Source organism: Gluconobacter kanchanaburiensis NBRC 103587 (genome assembly GCF_007988905.1).
Taxonomy (GTDB): Bacteria; Pseudomonadota; Alphaproteobacteria; order Acetobacterales; family Acetobacteraceae; genus Gluconobacter; species Gluconobacter kanchanaburiensis.
In genome coordinates, this window is sequence record NZ_BJVA01000001.1 from 186,631 (window position 1) to 202,987 (window position 16,357).

Annotated in this window: 15 protein-coding genes; 8 read left to right on the forward strand and 7 right to left on the reverse strand. The window is 60.6% G+C overall.

Going from position 1 to position 16,357, the window contains the following annotated elements; genetic code table 11:
* Nucleotides 1–27 precede the first annotated feature (27 nt).
* Together gorA and GKA01_RS00840 are read left to right on the forward strand one after the other, a co-directional pair.
* Nucleotides 28–1,422, forward strand: a complete 1,395-nt coding sequence (gene gorA / locus GKA01_RS00835; protein ID WP_194265774.1) for a glutathione-disulfide reductase — start codon at nt 28–30, stop codon at nt 1,420–1,422.
* 80 nt (nt 1,423–1,502) lie between these two features.
* On the forward strand, nt 1,503–3,542 hold the full coding sequence (locus GKA01_RS00840) for an FUSC family protein (protein ID WP_146858270.1): 2,040 nt from the start codon (nt 1,503–1,505) through the stop codon (nt 3,540–3,542).
* Between the two features lie 7 nt (nt 3,543–3,549).
* Here GKA01_RS00840 and GKA01_RS00845 read toward each other — a convergent pair whose 3' ends face one another.
* Entirely contained in the window at nt 3,550–4,374 is an 825-nt protein-coding gene (locus tag GKA01_RS00845) for an alpha/beta fold hydrolase (protein WP_146858272.1), read from the reverse strand.
* Between the two features lie 66 nt (nt 4,375–4,440).
* The gene (locus tag GKA01_RS00850) at nt 4,441–4,860 is read right to left on the reverse strand and encodes a hypothetical protein (RefSeq protein ID WP_194265773.1); all 420 of its coding nucleotides are present in this window, start codon (nt 4,858–4,860) and stop codon (nt 4,441–4,443) included.
* A gap of 217 nt (nt 4,861–5,077) precedes the next feature.
* Between GKA01_RS00850 and alkB the strand changes: the two genes are divergently transcribed.
* The 5 genes from alkB to gltX all read left to right on the forward strand — a co-directional run bounded on the left by alkB (nt 5,078) and on the right by gltX (nt 10,265).
* Entirely contained in the window at nt 5,078–5,731 is a 654-nt protein-coding gene (gene alkB, locus GKA01_RS00855; RefSeq protein WP_146858601.1) for a DNA oxidative demethylase AlkB, read from the forward strand.
* A 47-nt stretch (nt 5,732–5,778) separates the two neighbouring features.
* On the forward strand, nt 5,779–7,167 hold the full coding sequence (locus GKA01_RS00860) for a class II 3-deoxy-7-phosphoheptulonate synthase (RefSeq protein ID WP_146858603.1): 1,389 nt from the start codon (nt 5,779–5,781) through the stop codon (nt 7,165–7,167).
* Complete coding sequence (locus GKA01_RS00865; RefSeq protein ID WP_146858277.1) at nt 7,167–8,369, forward strand: nicotinate phosphoribosyltransferase; 1,203 nt, start codon at nt 7,167–7,169, stop codon at nt 8,367–8,369. The genes GKA01_RS00860 and GKA01_RS00865 overlap by 1 nt, the downstream gene beginning before the upstream one ends.
* Nucleotides 8,366–8,830, forward strand: a complete 465-nt coding sequence (locus GKA01_RS00870; protein ID WP_146858279.1) for a hypothetical protein — start codon at nt 8,366–8,368, stop codon at nt 8,828–8,830. Before GKA01_RS00865 ends, GKA01_RS00870 begins: the two co-directional genes overlap by 4 nt.
* A 100-nt stretch (nt 8,831–8,930) precedes the next feature.
* Entirely contained in the window at nt 8,931–10,265 is a 1,335-nt protein-coding gene (gene gltX / locus GKA01_RS00875) for a glutamate--tRNA ligase (RefSeq protein ID WP_146858281.1), read from the forward strand.
* 49 nt (nt 10,266–10,314) lie between these two features.
* Here the strand turns inward: gltX and GKA01_RS00880 are convergent, their stop codons facing one another.
* The 4 genes from GKA01_RS00880 to cysS are packed head-to-tail and all read right to left on the reverse strand — an operon-like array spanning nt 10,315 to nt 14,335.
* Nucleotides 10,315–11,199, reverse strand: a complete 885-nt coding sequence (locus GKA01_RS00880; protein WP_146858283.1) for an aldose 1-epimerase family protein — start codon at nt 11,197–11,199, stop codon at nt 10,315–10,317.
* Nucleotides 11,168–12,193: an ion channel gene (locus GKA01_RS00885; protein WP_146858285.1), complete on the reverse strand. Its 1,026-nt coding sequence runs from the start codon at nt 12,191–12,193 to the stop codon at nt 11,168–11,170. The genes GKA01_RS00880 and GKA01_RS00885 overlap by 32 nt, the downstream gene beginning before the upstream one ends.
* Before the next feature lie 4 nt (nt 12,194–12,197).
* Entirely contained in the window at nt 12,198–12,974 is a 777-nt protein-coding gene (locus GKA01_RS00890; RefSeq protein WP_099285569.1) for an RNA methyltransferase, read from the reverse strand.
* Nucleotides 12,975–12,976: 2 nt separating this feature from the next.
* Nucleotides 12,977–14,335 (reverse strand): cysteine--tRNA ligase, encoded by a 1,359-nt coding sequence (gene cysS, locus GKA01_RS00895; RefSeq protein WP_146858287.1) that lies wholly within the window; start codon nt 14,333–14,335, stop codon nt 12,977–12,979.
* Between the two features lie 85 nt (nt 14,336–14,420).
* On the opposite strand from cysS, the gene GKA01_RS00900 reads away from it, so the two are divergent.
* Entirely contained in the window at nt 14,421–15,815 is a 1,395-nt protein-coding gene (locus GKA01_RS00900; protein WP_146858289.1) for an MATE family efflux transporter, read from the forward strand.
* Nucleotides 15,816–15,854: 39 nt separating this feature from the next.
* Here GKA01_RS00900 and GKA01_RS00905 read toward each other — a convergent pair whose 3' ends face one another.
* A complete protein-coding gene (locus tag GKA01_RS00905) occupies nt 15,855–16,325 on the reverse strand; it encodes a BON domain-containing protein (protein ID WP_146858291.1) in 471 nt (156 codons plus the stop codon).
* Nucleotides 16,326–16,357: the final 32 nt, after the last annotated feature.

Below are 16,357 nucleotides of genomic sequence, written 5' to 3' on the forward strand. Positions count from 1 at the left end.
GTCTCAAACAGGGTACGAAAGGCCGGAATGATGCAGGATTTTGATCTGTTCGTTATTGGTGCCGGATCGGGCGGTGTGCGCTGCGCGCGTATCGCCGCCCAGAACGGAGCGCGCGTCGCAATTGCGGAGCGCCGTCACTGGGGCGGAACCTGCGTCAATCTGGGCTGTGTTCCCAAGAAATTGATGGTCTATGCGGCTGATTATGGCCGCGAGATTGCCGATGCCCCGTCTTATGGATGGGATGTCGAACCGGTCGCGCATGACTGGTCCACGCTGATCAGCGCCAAGGACCGCGAGATCGAGCGCCTCAACCGCATCTATGTCTCGATGCTGGAAAAGGCCGGTGTGACGCTGTTTACGGGCAATGCCAGCTTCGTGGATGCCCATACCGTAGAAATTGGACCGTCCGAACTCGCGCCGGATGCGTCCGTCCAGCGTGTCCGGGCGAAGAATATCGTGATTGCCACGGGCTCCACGCCTACGCGTCTGGATATTCCCGGAGCGGAACATGTCATCGTCTCGGACGATGCGTTCCATCTGACGGACCGTCCAGAACGCGTTGCCGTGATTGGCAGTGGGTATATTGGCGTTGAGTTCGCGGGTATTTTCGCAGGGCTTGGTTCCACGGTTGATCTGGTCTTCCGGCAGCCCCATCCCCTACGCGGCTTTGACGACGAACTGCGCGTCCATCTGTCCGAACTGCTGCCACTAAACGGCATCAAGGCGCATCCCGGTCGCTCTCCGGAGCGGATCGAAAAGGTTGCGGATGGCTATCGTCTACATCTTGAAGGCGGGCACGTCATCGAGACGGATTGCGTGTTCATGGCGACGGGCCGTCATCCCAATTTGGCGCCACTGAAGCTCGACAATGCGGGCGTGGCCACACGCGATGGCCGTATTCCCGCCAAGCCTGACGATGCGACGACGAACGTGCCGGGCATCTACGCCATCGGTGACGTGACGGATGCCTACAATCTTACGCCCACGGCCATTGCCGAAGGTCACATTCTGGCCGAGCGCCTGTTTGGCGAGCCGGGTCGCGAATGGTCCTTTGCCACGACGCCCAAGGCCGTATTCTTCTCCCAGCCGCTCGCTACGGTCGGCCTGACCGAAGAGGAAGCTGTGCAGAAGTATGATGTGGACATCTACACGTCCAGCTTTACGCCGATGCGCCAGACGCTTTCAGGCCGCAAGGGCAAGACCCTGATGAAGCTCGTTGTGGACGCAAAGAGCCAGGCCGTGCTGGGTGCGCATATGATCGGCTCGGATGCGCCGGAAATCATTCAAGGCCTCGCCATTGCGATTACGGCAAAGCTGACGAAGCGGGATTTCGATCGTACGATCGGCCTGCATCCCACCAGCGCGGAAGAATTCGTGACCATGCGCAACGCCACCCGTCACGTTCCCCGAAAAGTAGGCTGACACATCATGACGGCGCGTAACGGTCTCACGGAGGCCCGGCAGTCGGGCCGTCACATATTTTCTGAAGGTCCGCTTCGGGCATGAATTTTGGCTGGCTGTTTGCCCCGTCCATTACGTCCGTCATGTTTGCCCTCCGCACCACGATTGCAGCGCTTCTGGCGCTGGCGATCGCGCTGTGGATGGAGCTTGGTGAGCCGCAATGGGCCGCCATGACCGTCTGGATCGTCGCCCAGAATTCACGCGGCGAAAGTATTTCCAAAGGACGCTGGCGTCTGGTCGGCACCGTCATCGGGATGGTGATGGCCATCGTTCTGATGGCGGCGTTTCCGCAATATCCCTGGTTGTTTCTCCCGGCTCTGGCGCTCTGGGTGGGGCTCTGCGCGGGGCTTGCCACCCTGACGCATAATTTCCGCGGCTACGCGCTCGTGCTGGCGGGCTATACCTGTACGATTATCGCGCTGGGTGCGGTGAAGGAGCCGGACCACGTTTTCAACATCGCCATGGCCCGCGGGACGTATATTTTCCTCGGCGTAATCTGCGAGACAGCCATGGGTATGATCGCCCTGCCTAACGTCGCGGGACGGGCACGTGAAGAATTGCGCAAGCGTCTTCAGGCCATTCTCACCCGCGCCATTCCAACCCTCACGGACGTCCTGCGCCAAAAAACAGGCGCGACCGATGAGCTGTCCGCGTTACTGGGATCTCTTCAGGCTTCCAGCGACCAGATTGAATTCAGCCGGATCGAGATCCGCAGCGAAGGCAACGAGGTCGAGCACGCCTATGTCACGCTGGGCCTCGTGGCCCGCGTCCTGTCGCGCGGGCTTGGCCTGCGGACCCGCATGACGGCGGTGTCCCATCAGCCTGAGGCGCTTAAGCCTTTCCTTGAGGAAATGGCGTCGGCTCTGGATGGAATGCCCGAGCGTCTGGTTACGGATCGTCGGGGGATCGCGGCTCTGGTTCAGTCCGAAGCTCTGCTGGCGGAATGCCGTGGACGTATGCAGACGATCCTGCCCCGGGACGACGAAGATTCGCTCAATGAAGGCATCATCCTGACGGGCGTCGAGGTCATGCTCTCTGATCTCTGCGAGACGCTGCGCTCCTATCGCGCCAGCGTCGATGGCGCTCCGGTGTCCGAACGTCATCGCCTGACCCGCAATCCGGACTGGCGCGCCTCGATGCGCAATGGTGTGCGCACGACCGTGGCCCTGCTGTTCGGCGCCTATGTGTGGGAAGTGACTGCCTGGCCGCAGGGGAGCGTGTTCCTGACCTTCATCGCGGTCGTTTGCGCCCGCTTCGCCACCTTTGAGAATACCGTTCTGCTGAGTGCAGCCTTCTTTTACGGCGCAGTAGCCGCGGCTGTGGCCAGTGTCATTCCGGTTTTCATCGTTATGCCTGTGACGGCCAATTATCCATTCTTCTGTCTTGTGGCAGGCTTCTTCATGATGCTGGGTGGTCTCGCGGCCCGCAACCCGTCCACAGCCGTGATGGCGGCATCCTATGGCACCTTCTTCCCATTCCTGCTGGGCATGGACAACCAGGGACGCATCAACGAACTCGGCTGGTTTAACACAACGATCGCGCTGCTTCTCGGCCTTGGAGCGGGTGTGGTGATCTTCCGGGCCGTTCTGCCGTTCACGCCCGCACGGGCAGGGGAGGTCTTGCGCTACCAGCTCAAGCGTAGTTTGCGACGGCTCGCGTTGCCCGGCGTGATTATGGACGAGTATGTCTGGATTAACGAGGGTACGCAGAGCATGGAGCGCGCGGTGCGCTTTGCGGGTTCGCTCTCCAGTGACCGGGCGGAGGCCATGCTGCGCGGAACGCTGTCTGTACTCACCGTAGGGCGAAACGTCCTGATGCTGCGCAAGCTAGCCCAGCATGGAAGTCTGCCTGATACGGCGGTCATGGCGGTGGATGGAATGGTCCGTAACCTGCTCCGTCGCAAGCTGCCTCTGACACATACCAGCGCGACGATCGACCCTACGCTGGACGAACTTTATGCGCTTGAGCGGCAGTCACAGGACCCTTCGATCCGCCACGATCTGGTTCTGGCCATCGGCTCCCTGCTGATCGTGCGGACGGAAATGCCGGTCAGCAGGGCCTTTCTCAAGGGCGCGTTCTGACGCTCCCTCAGCGAGCAGCAAGGAAGCGCAGCAGATCCTCATTCACCCGCTCGGCATGGGTCAGGAAAAGCCCGTGCGGTGCACCTTCATAGGAAATCCACGTGGCGCCCGGAATGGCCGCCGCTGCCTTTTCGCCAGCGATTTCGGACGGGACGGCAGAGTCGGCCGTGCCGTGGATAACGAGTGTCGGCACGGTGAATGCCTGAAGATCGGCACGGAAGTCGGTCGTGCCCCAGGCGTCGACGCAATCCAGCGTTGCCATCGGGCTCGCCATTGATGCCAGAAGAAAGGACCAGTCTAGCGCACCCTGACTGACCGGATGGTGCATGAGGCTGACGCCGTAGAATTCGGGAATGAACTCTTTCAGGAAGCCAAAACGGTCCTGCCGGATTTTCTGCTTGATGCCGTCAAAGACGGAAATATCGACCCCCTTGGGGTTGTCGGATGTTTTGAGCAGGAAAGGCACTACCGAGGACAGCAGCACGGTCTTGGAAATGCGCGACCGGCCATGGCGGCTCAGATAACGCGCGACTTCACCACCGCCCATCGAGAAGCCGACCAGTGTGGCATCCCACAGGTCAAGCTGTTCGAGAATGACGGCCAGATCGTCCGCCAGCGTATCGTAATCGTAGCAGTTGATCGGATGACCGGAGAGGCCGAAGCCACGGCGGTCATACGTGATGACGCGGTAACCCGCCTCCACCAGTGCCAGTGTCTGCTTTTCCCACATATCCCCGGTGAGGGGCCATCCATGGATCAGGACGACAGGTTTGCCTGCGCCCATGTCCTTGACGTGAAGGCTCGTGCCATCAGTGGCTGTGATATACGGCATGGTTCTGATCCTCGAAGGAATTCATACGAGGATCAGAACTTGTCGCCGGGGATTTGGTTGCGTGCCTTACCAGCCGTTTCCACGCGGGGCGACGTAACCATTGCCGGTGGCGTCGCCAAGCTGGCCGGACTGCGTGTTGTTGCTGCCCTGATAGGACGAACCGAACTTGGACAGATTGGCGCCTGTTACGGAATCGCGCTCAATACCGGCTTCGTGATCCGGATCAGGGCCATGTTCGAAATCATTGGACGGCGTGTCGGAATAACCCGGAGGGGGCTTGCGGTGACCACGCGCCCGGAAATGCTCACCGCCAGTCGTGGCCTGAGACTGGGCATTGGTCTGACCCTGAGCTTGCCCCGGCTGCGCAGACAGTGTCGTGCCGGCTGCGTAAGGCTGGCCGAAAGACGCGGTCTGGGCCTGTGCCGCCCCTCCCAGCAGAGCGGTCGCCAGCAGGGCATGGCAGAAGAAACGGGAAGAGGACAACATGCGATCCGGTCCTTGGCCGATCATGACAACGAAGCTGCTTTCTGGAGTGTGACGGCATCAGGGTCCGACATTCCGGCAAAACAGCGCATAAGACTATAATCGGCCTGCTTTCTGCCGGGTTCAAGACTTCTTTTCGGGTGTAAGAAGACATCGACATACCCATATCGTCCGATATGACCAGATCAAGATGGATTTCCCGTATCGCGGAGTCAGGATGATGGACGACCTTCTGGCTCCGCTCCGACCAAGAACCGTTCTGGCGGAAGGGGCGGTATGGCTGCCCGGATATGCGCTGTCGCAGACTCACACTCTTCACAACGCTATTGCGGAGATCCACAAACAGGCACCTTTCCGCCATTTCCAGACACGTATGGGACGGATGTCTGTGGCCATGACGTCCTGCGGGAAGTGCGGCTGGGTCGCGGATATGGCGGGATATCGGTATGCCCTGAGCGATCCCGGGACCGGCAATTCATGGCCTGCAATGCCTGACGCACTTCGTCATCTTGCTGTGCAGGCCGCGATGGAAGCGGGATATGCTAATTTTCAGCCGGTCTCCTGCCTCATCAACCGCTATGCTCCGGGTGCGAAGATGGGCCTGCATCAGGATCGCGATGAGGGAGAGACAGAAGCACCAGTCGTGTCGGTTTCCCTCGGCCTGCCGGCACGGTTTTCGTTTGGCGGCCTGACTCGCAGCGCGCCGAAACGCGTCATCGAACTTCTGGACGGTGACGTGGTGGTCTGGGGTGGTCCGTCACGCTTTGCTTGGCACGGTGTTTCGTCCGTTCGTGAAACATTCCATCCGCAGACAGGAGCCATGCGATACAATCTGACGTTTCGCGCTATCAACGGCTCCCGTTTTCGGCCATAACCAGCCCCCCGCAACTCCTGCATTCACATCCTTCCGGAGGGCATTTGATGCACCCCTCGAGCCAGACCCCGACGTCCACCAACACGATGTCCTGGTCTCCTGCAAGCTGGCGTTCCCGTCCCATCGTCCAGGCTCCATCCTATACGGATGAAGCGGCGCTTGCTGCTGTCGAAGCTCGTCTGCATCGATATCCACCGCTGGTTTTTGCGGGGGAGGCCCGCCGTCTCAAGACACGTCTGGCCGCTGCGTCACGTGGTGAAGCCTTCGTCCTTCAGGGCGGTGCCTGTGCCGAGAGTTTCGACGAATTCACCGCCGACATCGTGCGCGACACGTTCCGCGTCCTGCTCCAGATGGCAGTCGTGCTGACATTCGCCGCCAAGGTGCCGGTCGTGAAGATCGGGCGTATGGCCGGACAGTACGCCAAGCCGCGTTCGTCCAATACCGAGACGATCGATGGTGTGACACTGCCGTGCTACCGCGGTGACATCATCAATGGCCCGGAATTCACGCCCGAAGCCCGTATTCCCGATCCGCGTCGTATGGAGACCGGCTATTTCCAGTCCGCCGGCGTGATGAACCTGCTTCGTGCTTTCGCGCATGGCGGATATGCGAACCTGCATCAGGTCCATAGCTGGAATCTGGGCTTTGTGGAGCGTTCCCCCCTCGCTGCGCGCTATCAGGATCTGGCCCATCGCATCGACGAGACGCTGTCCTTTCTGCGTGCCTGCGGCTTCGATGGTTCGGCTTCGCAGATCGACGAGACGGAGTTCTACACGTCTCACGAAGCCCTGCTTCTGCCGTACGAACAGGCCCTGACCCGTGTAGACAGCACAAGTGGCGCCCATTACGGGTGCTCGGCGCATTTTCTGTGGATTGGCGACCGTACCCGTCAGCCGGATGGCGCGCATGTCGAGTTCCTGCGCGGTGTGCAGAACCCGATCGGCATCAAGGTCGGCCCGACCACGACGGTCACGGATCTCGAAAAGCTGCTCGAAATCCTGAACCCGCAGGACGAGGCCGGTCGCATCACGCTGATTTCCCGTATGGGTAAGGAGAAGGTGCGCGAGCATCTGCCGCCGCTGCTCGATGCTGTGAACCGCACGGGCCGCACCGTGACCTGGCTGTGCGATCCGATGCATGGCAACACCACGACTACGGCCAGCAAGATCAAGACTCGTTCTTTCGACAATATCCTTGGTGAAGTGCTTGGCTTCTTCGACGTGTTCGAGGCTGCGGGCCGTCGTCCGGGCGGAATCCATCTTGAAATGACGGGTCAGGATGTCACGGAATGTATTGGCGGTGCGCAGTGTCTGACCGAAGACGATCTGGCGGGTCGCTATGAAACATTCTGTGATCCGCGTCTTAATGCGGAACAGTCCCTTGAAATGGCCTTCCTTCTTGCTCAGGAATTGACGGGACGAGCAGGAAAGAAATAATGACGGCTTCCGATCCCCAGAACACTCCACAGGCCGCGCTCCGGCGCGCGCTTGGCACTCTCGGCCCTTTGGACGAGACAACCATCGAAGCGCGGACGGACGCTTATTTCGGGCGAACGCGTCACATTGTGGAGCATTTCGGGGATTCCCGCGTCACCTATGCGGTGTTCATCCGCCGCCCGGTGATCGCGGCCTGTGGTCTGGTTACACAGTGGCTGAAAAACGTGGCCGAAGCGCAGGGCTTCGACATTGAATGCCGGGAAATGTACGCCGAAGGCGAGTGGGTCGGGGCGGGCGAACCGCTCCTGTACCTTACCGGAAGCTTCACCCGGCTGGCCCCGCTTGAGACGCTGGTGCTCCAGCGGATCGGCTCCACCTGCGTCGCCGCGCATAACGCTTATCAGATGGCCATGGCCCTCCCGACCATCCCGTTTCTTGCCATGGACGCCCGACACTGCGCGGGTTTCGAAATGCAGGAACAGATGGCCTATGCCGCAGGTGTCGGCTCTCGTGCTGCACAGAAGGAGGGGGCTCGCGGTTTTGTTGGGAATGCCAATGACGCCACGGCCGGCTTCTTCGGCCTGGATGCCGGTCTGGGCACCATGCCTCATGCCCTGATCGGCTATGCAGGCTCCACGCTGCGCGCGGCGGAGATGTATGATGAGGTCTATCCGAACGATCCGCTGACGGTTCTGGTGGATTACTTCGGGCAGGAAATCACGGATGCGCTCGCCGTGTGCCGCCGTTTTCCCGAGCGCGCAGCAAAGGGCCATCTGAGTGTCCGTCTGGACACGCATGGCGGTCGCTTCCTTGAAGGACTGGACCCCCAGACCTCATATGGTGTGCTTGAGCGTCACACACCCGGCACCATCCGCCGCTACCGTTCCGATCAGGAACTGCGCGATCTGGTGGGGACAGGTGTGTCGGCGGCGGCCATCTGGCGGATGCGTGAAGCTCTGGACCACGCCGGTTTTCATCATGTGAAAATCGTCGCGTCTTCGGGATTCAACGTCGCCAAATGTTCGACGATGCGGGACGCTCATGCCCCGATCGACGTGATCGGCAGCGGGTCCTTCATTCCCGACCGCTGGTCTGAAACCTATGCAACGGCTGATATCGTGGCCTATGACGGACAGCCCCGTGTCAAACTCGGACGCGAGTTCCTGCTCCAGAAAGTCCGGGACAGTCAGGAGACCAAATGACCGACGATACGATTGATCCTGTCGAAGGTGCCCCCGAAAACGGCGCTCAGACTGGTTCGTGGAGCGTGCGCATCATCGACCTGTCCGGCGCATCGGCCGGCGAGGACGATACGGTGGAAGTCGTGAAAGACTTCATCGATCTGATGCATGCCAACGCTTATGCCCGCGCTTATGTCCGTGACAGCATCGAGCGCTGTCGCACGCCGGGCGCGAGCAGTAAGGAAGTTCTCGAAAACTGGTTCGCGTTCGGTGAGAATGCCGAGGTCGTGGACGCTGGCGAAGACGGCTGGAAGTCCTCCACGGAACTTGAAGACTTCGCAGCCAGCCGCGCCACCCCAATGGAGCGGGACTGGCGCGCTATCGATCCGCGTCGCCTCGTCGATGACGAGGAAATCGCCGGTCCGCCGGACGATGAAGACGACGAGGATGACGAAAACCGTCACGAAGTGATCCGTCACTGAATATGCGGTGCAGGGAAGGGGGCATGGTCTTCTTTCCTCACACGGCCCTTCGTCAAAACCCGCTCTGGAAACACGGCGCATCATGCGGCATTAAGGCGTCATGAAACTGCGCTTCGCTCCGTCTCCGACCGGTTACCTGCATGTTGGCAATGCGCGCCTTGCCGTCGCCAACTTCCTTTTCGCACGCCATAACGGCGCCAAGTTCCTGCTGCGGATCGACGATACCGATACCAGCCGGGGCAAGCCCGAATATGAAGAGGCAATCGGCAAGGACCTGTCCTGGCTGGGGTTGAAATGGGACGAGTACGTCCGCCAGTCCGAACGGCTGGACCGCTATGCCGAAGTCATCGAAAAGCTGAAGGCAACAGGCCGTCTCTATCCGTGCTTTGAGACGGAATACGAGCTGAACGCCAAGCGTGAAGCCCGTATCCGTGCTGGTAAGGCACCGATCTATGACCGTGCGATGCTCAAGCTCACAGCTGATCAGCGCGCGCGCGCCGAGGCCAATGGCAAGACGCCGCACTGGCGTTTTCGCCTCAGCGACGGCAGCCGTAAGTGGAACGACCTCGTCATGGACGAGTGCTCGGTCAAGCTGACGGCCATTTCCGATCCGGTTCTGGTGCGTGGTGACGGCACGATCCTCTACACTCTGGCCTCTGTGATCGATGATCTGGATCTGGGCATCACGCATATCGTGCGTGGTGAAGATCATGTGACCAACACCGGCGTGCAGATCGACATTGCCGAAGCTCTGGGTGCGAAGCCCAATCGCTTCACTTTCGCGCATCTACCGCTGTTGCTGGATTCCGATGGCGGGAAGCTGTCGAAGCGGTTCGACTCGCTCGCGCTGAAATCTTTGCGTCAGGACGGGCTGGAGCCGATGTCGATCGTCTCCTATCTCGCACGCGTGGGCTCCTCGGATGATCCGCAGGTCATGACGATGGATGAGGCCATTGCGGCTTATGACATCTCGCATGTCTCCAAGTCGGCCGCGCGGTTCGACATGACGCAGCTTCTCGCCCTGAACCGTCGCGCGCTGCACAGCCTGCCGTTCGAGGCTGCAAAGGCGCATCTTCCGCCAGAAGCTGACGAGACGTTTTGGAATGCGGTCCGTGGAAACGTGGACCTCTCCGCCGAGATCCCGCATTGGTGGGACGTGGTGCATGGCACGATCGTCCCGCCCTCACAGCCCGAAGACCGCGCGTTCCTTCAACAGGCCCTCGACACCCTTCCCGCCGAGCCGTGGGGCGAGGACACCTGGAAGGACTGGGCCAATACGCTCAAGGAGGCTTCGGGCCGCAAGGGGCGCACCCTGTTCATGCCACTGCGTCTGGCTCTCACGGGTGAAGACGCAGGTCCGGAACTGCACGTCCTGCTCGGCCTGATGGGGCGCGAGCGGACGGTGTCCCGCCTGAGGGATGCCATTCAGGCCTGATCCTGTTGCCCCGTCGCGCGTTTCAAGAAGCACGACGGGGTTGATCTTTTCAGATCGCCTTGACGGACCAGAACGCCGCCCAGCTCTCGCCTGGCTTTAGATGCAGAAGGCCGGGTTTCTGTGAAAAGTCTCCCTTGAAGCCGGCTGGCGTCGCATAGCCATGCCAGGGTTCAATACACAGGAAATCCGCGCCCGGTTTTGTCCACAGGCCAAGCTCTTTAAAGCCGCCCCAGACAAACCGGAGACCTGTTCCGTCCGACCCGACCATGTCGACGGACCGGCTTTCGGGTTTCTCCATGATGAGAGCGTCTTTTTCAAAAAGCTTATCTGTCAGCGCAAGGACGTTGTCCCGGAGCGGCGTATGCTGTTTTTCCGGCAGAAGCAGGCCGTCGGCGCCAATACGCCGAACCGGCAGCGGCTCGTCATATTCAAAGACCAGCCTATAGGTGTCTTTGGCGACACCCTCCTTCAGCGGCCAGCGAAACGCCGGGTGCGCGCCGAGGGAGGCATGGAGCGTGCTGGTGCGGTCCGGATTATGCAGATGATACGAGACGCGCAGGGTGTTGTTCTCGATCAGATAGACCATTCGCAGCCGGAAGGCGGACGGGAAGAACGCACGGCTCTTGGCGTCGTCCATCAGTTCCAGCGTGCAGCCTTCGGGGGTTCGCGCAATCCAGCGAAAGACTCGATCCCGCGCGAAGCCGTGCTGTTTCAGCCGGACGGGGATGCCATCGAGCGTGATCTCGTAATCGGGGAGTTTGCCGATGATCGGGAACAGAACTGGAGAGTGTTTTGGCCAGACGGCTCCTGCATTCCAGAGCAGATCTTCGTCCCCGCTTCGCAGGGCGATCAGTTCGGCGCCACTATTTCTGACCGAAGCCTTTAGTTGGCCAGTTCCGAAATTATGTGTGTCCTCCGTCACGGGATTCGTCATGGGATGTCTCCTGTTCTGGTGCCATGGGCAGATCGCCCGGCTCGGTGGTATGGAAACGACGGAAATCGACCTCCACCCGGCCATCCGGACGATTCTGGATCATATCTGAAAAACGGTAGCCGTGTTTCACATGTCCGATCTCATAAGCATGACGGGCGAATATGGTTTGGGATGAGATTTCGTCGGTGCCATCCATCGTGATGATGATTTCTGCATTCTGGTCGATCAGCGTCTCCGCTTTCAGTCCGTAAAGCGGGCTCTGGGTGTCGATCAGATGGGTCGCATTGAGGCTGATACGGAAAATCGGCATGTGGGACTGTACGAGCGTGAGTCGGTCGAAACGCCGGACCAGACGCCCATGTTCGTCCGGCATCAGGCGCGTGAGAGTCATCTCGATATTGGCGGACAGGATCAGGGTGCGGCGCTGGTTGGCGATGCGTATCGTGAGCGTGGGGACAACGTCGTCATAGGAAACGACCGCGACATGACTGAACAGTACGCGAGCGCGGGGGCGCGAAAAGCGGGCGAAGACCAGCCCTGTAGCGAGCGCGTTCAGCATCATGCCTGCCAGCACTTCAAAAGAGACGATCGTATTCGTCAGGCGTCCGACTGGAGCCATGGTGCCGTAGCCCACGGTTGAAATGGTTTGAACGCTAAAGAAAATATCGTCGAGAAAATCGCCGTTGGGCACGCCGCTCACACTGTGCGGAATGACGTAATACATCAGTGCAAAGGCGATGTTGATGACCAGATACAGCCCGATCGAGGCCCAGAAGAACATGAACCAGCTCATGGTCATCAGGGTGTGGTAGAGGTCTCCAAGAGAAGCGGAATCCAGGCCCGTGCGGATGATGTCGCGGCGACCGTTCTCTTCAAGAACATGTGCCCGGATCCTGTTGACCGTCTCAACGACGGTGGGATGTCCGTCCTGTGCTTCTGGCGCCCCCGGATCAGGTCGGGCTTGCATCCGTTTCCGGTGGCGCCAGTGGATCATGGGGTCAGCTCCTGTTCCTGCGGGCGCTGCTCAGTTCGCTGACAACGCCGTGAAGGGTGCGAAGCTCCTGTTCCGTTACTTCGCCTCTGGTGAAGAAATGACGCAGGTTTCGCACCATGCCGGGGCGTTTCTGCTCGTTTCGAAGGAAATTGGTTTCGTCCAGATCGCGGATGAGGTGGGACATGAAATTCTCCATCTCCCCCTTCGTTGCCACATGCGTCTCATTGGTCATGAGCTCGCGCGGTGGCGTCATATCCTCGGTCAGGAACCACTCATAGGCCATGATGAGTACGGCCTGTGCGAGGTTCAGCGACATGAATTTCGGATTGAGCGGGTAGCGGACCAGCGTATCGGCGCGGGCCATATCCTCGTTATCCAGTCCGGCACGCTCGGGCCCGAACAGGATGCCGGTGCGCAGGCCACGAGTGGAGGCGACACGCAGTTCGGCGGCGGCACCTCGCGCAGTCATGACCGGCTTGACCACATGGCGCGGACGCGGGCACGTCGCGAAAATGCGGTGCAGGTCGGCCACGGCATCGTCCACCGTCTCGAACACCTGAGCCGCGTCCAAGATCCGGTCCGCGCCCGACGACGCATACCAGGCGCGTTCCTGCGGCCAGCCGTCGCGCGGGGCCACGATCCGCAGATGGAACAGGCCACCATTCGCCATGGCGCGCGCCGTCGTACCGATATTCTCGGCAAGTTGCGGGCGTACCAGAATCACAACTGGATCAAAATCTCCAAGGGGGCCGATATCTGCCCCGCCGTCACGTCCGGTCATGGTTACGCCTTCCGCCAGGTTGTGCCACCGGGGCCATCTTCAAGGGTGATACCATCGGCAGCAAGCTGCGCGCGGATGGCATCGGCTCGGGCGAAATCGCGGGATTTGCGGGCTGCAAGACGCTCTTCGATCAGGGTTTCGACCGCACTTGCGTCTACGCCGGACTGGAACCACTCGGCGGGCGTCATATTGAACAGACCCAGCATTTTTCCGGCGGCCAGCAGGCTTGAGGCCGCGTCCTGATTGCCCTGCATGGCGGCATCCGCCAGCGGATGAAGAGCGGCAATGGCCAGCGGCGTGTTCAGATCGTCGCATAGCGCATCCATGACCGCTGCCGGAACAGCAGCACCCGGCTGGGCATCGCCGCGCTCAAGCGCCCGGTACAGCCGGTCCAGAACCCGACGGGCTTCCTCCAGTTTGTCCCAGCTGAAATCCAGCGTGGAGCGGTACTGCGCGCCCAGATAGAGCAGGCGCAGCGGTTCTGCGGGGGAGCGGTCCAGCACTTCGCGGATCGTGAAGAAATTGCCGAGCGATTTCGACATTTTTTCGCCGTTCGACAGCAGCATCCCGTTATGGACCCAGTGCGTGGCGAATTTGCCATGCGGATGGCAGCACATGGACTGCGCACGTTCGTTTTCATGATGCGGAAACAGCAGATCGTCGCCACCACCATGAATGTCAAAGCTCTCGCCCAGATAACGGTGTGACATAGCCGAGCATTCGATATGCCAGCCCGGCCGTCCGCGCCCATAGGGGCTGTCCCAGCCCGGCAGATCCGGCTCGGAGGGCTTCCACAGCACGAAATCGCCAGGATCGCGTTTGTAGGGCGCGACCTCAACACGCGCACCCGCGATCATGTCATCGAGCGAGCGTCCGGACAGCGCGCCATAGGACGGGAAACTGCGCACCGCAAACAGCACATGCCCTTCGGCTTCATAAGCATGTCCGGCTTCGATCAGCTGCGCGATCATCTCCAGCATATCGTCGATATGATGAGTGGCGCGGGGCTCGATATCGGGCGGCAGAATGAAGAGTGACGCGAGATCTTCATGAAAGGCCTGCGTCGTCCGTTCGGTCAGGGCGGAAATGTCCTCCCCGTTTTCCTTCGCGCGCGCGTTGATCTTGTCGTCCACGTCGGTGACGTTGCGGACGTAAGTGACGCGCGGATACAGCGTCCGCAGCAGGCGAATGAGGATATCCGCGCACATCATGGCGCGCAGGTTGCCCAGATGCGCGCGGTCATAGACGGTCGGTCCGCAGAAATAGACGCGCACATTCTCAGGGTCGAGGGGCGTGAACGGTCGCTTTTCGCGAAGATGGGTATCGTGCAGGCGGAGCACGTGTGCAGCAGGATCGGCCATACGCCGATCAATGCGCCAGCCTTGGTTCAGGTGCAACAGGCTTTGTTACTCTTGTCGGCAGGTTTGACGCCTGTATTAGGAGGGCATGAGCAGCACCTTTTCCAGCACGTCGTCGTCCGATCCCACAAGCCCGCGTGGTCATGCGCTGACGCTCGTGCGGATTGCGCTGCCGCTGGCCCTGTCACAGCTCTCCGAAATGGCGATGGGTGTTACGGATACGGTCCTGCTCGGCGGTCTCGGCGTGACGGAACTTGCCATTGGCGGTCTGTCGAGCACGTTCTTCTTCACGACGATGGTGACGTTTCAGGCTATTCTCGGTGGAGCAGGGGTACTGCTGTCGCATGGCCGTGGAGCGCAGGAATATGGCCACACGTCCCATGACGGGCGCAGCGTCATGAGTGCGACGCTCATGCTCGCCATCGCGGTCTTTATTCCCTGTGCCCTGCTGTTGGCGTTTTCGAAAACGATCTTCGGAGCCATCGGTGAACCGGCAGAGGTTGTCACGCATGGCAGCCGCTTCATTGATATTCTGCTGTTGTCTCTGCTGCCCGATCTGGCGGTGATCGGGGTTCTGCGTGTGGCGCTGCCCGCACTGGGGGCCGAGACGCTCCTGCTGTGGATCATGCCAGCCATGGCGATCTGTAACGGGCTGACCAATGCGGCGCTGATCCACGGCTGGGCCGGGCTTCCGGCGATGGGCCTGTATGGCTCCGCAACCGCCACGACGCTGACCGGCTGGGTCGTCAGCTTTGGTCTGTTCGGCCTCTGCCTGACCCATGAACGTATCCGGACCGTGCTGAAACCCGCACCAGTGCAATGGGCCGTCGTGAAGGAACTTCTGAAACTCGGCGGCCCGATGATGATGGGGGCGGCGGCGGAAATCCTGATGTTCCAGATCACCAGTCTGCGCGCCGGTGAGTTGGGAACGCATAGTCTAGCCGCACACCAGGTCGCGCTGAATGTCAGTTCGCTGCTGTTCATGGTGTGTCTGGCGATCGGGCAGGCCACGAATGTGCGCGTGGCCTACTGGCGCGGTGCGGGGCGTATGGAGCAGAGCCGCCGGGCTGCCATGACCGGTACCAGTATCGTTCTGATGTGGAGCCTCGCCACATCTTCGCTGCTGCTGATCTGGCCGGAAAAGATCCTGCCGCTGTATTTTTCGAATCGCGCGCCCGATCCCGAGACCACGGCACTCGTGGTCATCCTCTTAAGGACAGCCGGGCTGTACCAGATCGTGGATGGTCTGCAATGCGTGTTCAGCGGCGCGCTGCGGGGCTGCGGGGACGCTATCACACCCATGCTGATCGCCGTGGCGAGCTATGGTCTGATTGGTCTGGTTTTCGGAGGCTGGCTGGCTTTCCACCAGCACGTCGGCGTAGAGGGTCTGTGGATCGGCATGGCGCTGGCGCTGGCGGTGACGAGCGTGGCCTTCGGCATCAGGCTGGTGCGGGTGATGCGCCGGCCCGTTGCCATTTCATGACGTCTGCAGGGCTCCTGCGCGAAGAGCCCTGCGCACGGATCAGTCTTCCGTCGGCAGGCGGATGGTCTGGCCCGGATAGATGTCGTCCTTGGATTTGACGAGCGGCGTGTTCGCATCCAGCAGTTCGTCGCCGGTCACGTCCTGCGGCAGTTTTTCGGCCACTTCGTCCAGCGTTTTGCTAGTCTTGATTTCAAGGAATTCGGGTTCAGGTGTTCCCGCCGGCACGGCAATTTCAGCCTCAACCGCAGAGACGCCCGCGACATTGCCTGCCGCAAGGATCATCTGATCGCGTTCCTTGGCGCTCTCCGCCTTGCCGCGCAGATAGATCGTACGGTCGTCGATGACCAGATGGGACATATGCATCTGGGCAAGGCCGAATCTCTTGAAAGCACGCTTGATGACGCTCTCGCCGGGCTTGGGGGGCAGGGGCGCGTCAAGGGACTGGACCAGTCCTTCGAGGGAGCCTTCGCCGATACGACCGGCCTTGGGATTGAAGCGATAGATTTTCATACAGGGAACTCGAAAAAGCGTGTTGCTTCCCT

Bases quoted from the DNA above. Each gene is read 5' to 3' on its own strand.
- gorA (WP_194265774.1), top strand. From the start codon at position 28: ATGATGCAGGATTTTGATCTGTTCGTTATTGGTGCCGGATCGGGCGGT.
- GKA01_RS00840 (WP_146858270.1), top strand. From the start codon at position 1,503: ATGAATTTTGGCTGGCTGTTTGCCCCGTCCATTACGTCCGTCATGTTT.
- GKA01_RS00845 (WP_146858272.1), bottom strand. From the start codon at position 4,374: ATGCCGTATATCACAGCCACTGATGGCACGAGCCTTCACGTCAAGGAC.
- GKA01_RS00850 (WP_194265773.1), bottom strand. From the start codon at position 4,860: ATGTTGTCCTCTTCCCGTTTCTTCTGCCATGCCCTGCTGGCGACCGCT.
- alkB (WP_146858601.1), top strand. From the start codon at position 5,078: ATGGACGACCTTCTGGCTCCGCTCCGACCAAGAACCGTTCTGGCGGAA.
- GKA01_RS00860 (WP_146858603.1), top strand. From the start codon at position 5,779: ATGCACCCCTCGAGCCAGACCCCGACGTCCACCAACACGATGTCCTGG.
- GKA01_RS00865 (WP_146858277.1), top strand. From the start codon at position 7,167: ATGACGGCTTCCGATCCCCAGAACACTCCACAGGCCGCGCTCCGGCGC.
- GKA01_RS00870 (WP_146858279.1), top strand. From the start codon at position 8,366: ATGACCGACGATACGATTGATCCTGTCGAAGGTGCCCCCGAAAACGGC.
- gltX (WP_146858281.1), top strand. From the start codon at position 8,931: ATGAAACTGCGCTTCGCTCCGTCTCCGACCGGTTACCTGCATGTTGGC.
- GKA01_RS00880 (WP_146858283.1), bottom strand. From the start codon at position 11,199: ATGACGAATCCCGTGACGGAGGACACACATAATTTCGGAACTGGCCAA.
- GKA01_RS00885 (WP_146858285.1), bottom strand. From the start codon at position 12,193: ATGATCCACTGGCGCCACCGGAAACGGATGCAAGCCCGACCTGATCCG.
- GKA01_RS00890 (WP_099285569.1), bottom strand. From the start codon at position 12,974: ATGACCGGACGTGACGGCGGGGCAGATATCGGCCCCCTTGGAGATTTT.
- cysS (WP_146858287.1), bottom strand. From the start codon at position 14,335: ATGGCCGATCCTGCTGCACACGTGCTCCGCCTGCACGATACCCATCTT.
- GKA01_RS00900 (WP_146858289.1), top strand. From the start codon at position 14,421: ATGAGCAGCACCTTTTCCAGCACGTCGTCGTCCGATCCCACAAGCCCG.
- GKA01_RS00905 (WP_146858291.1), bottom strand. From the start codon at position 16,325: ATGAAAATCTATCGCTTCAATCCCAAGGCCGGTCGTATCGGCGAAGGC.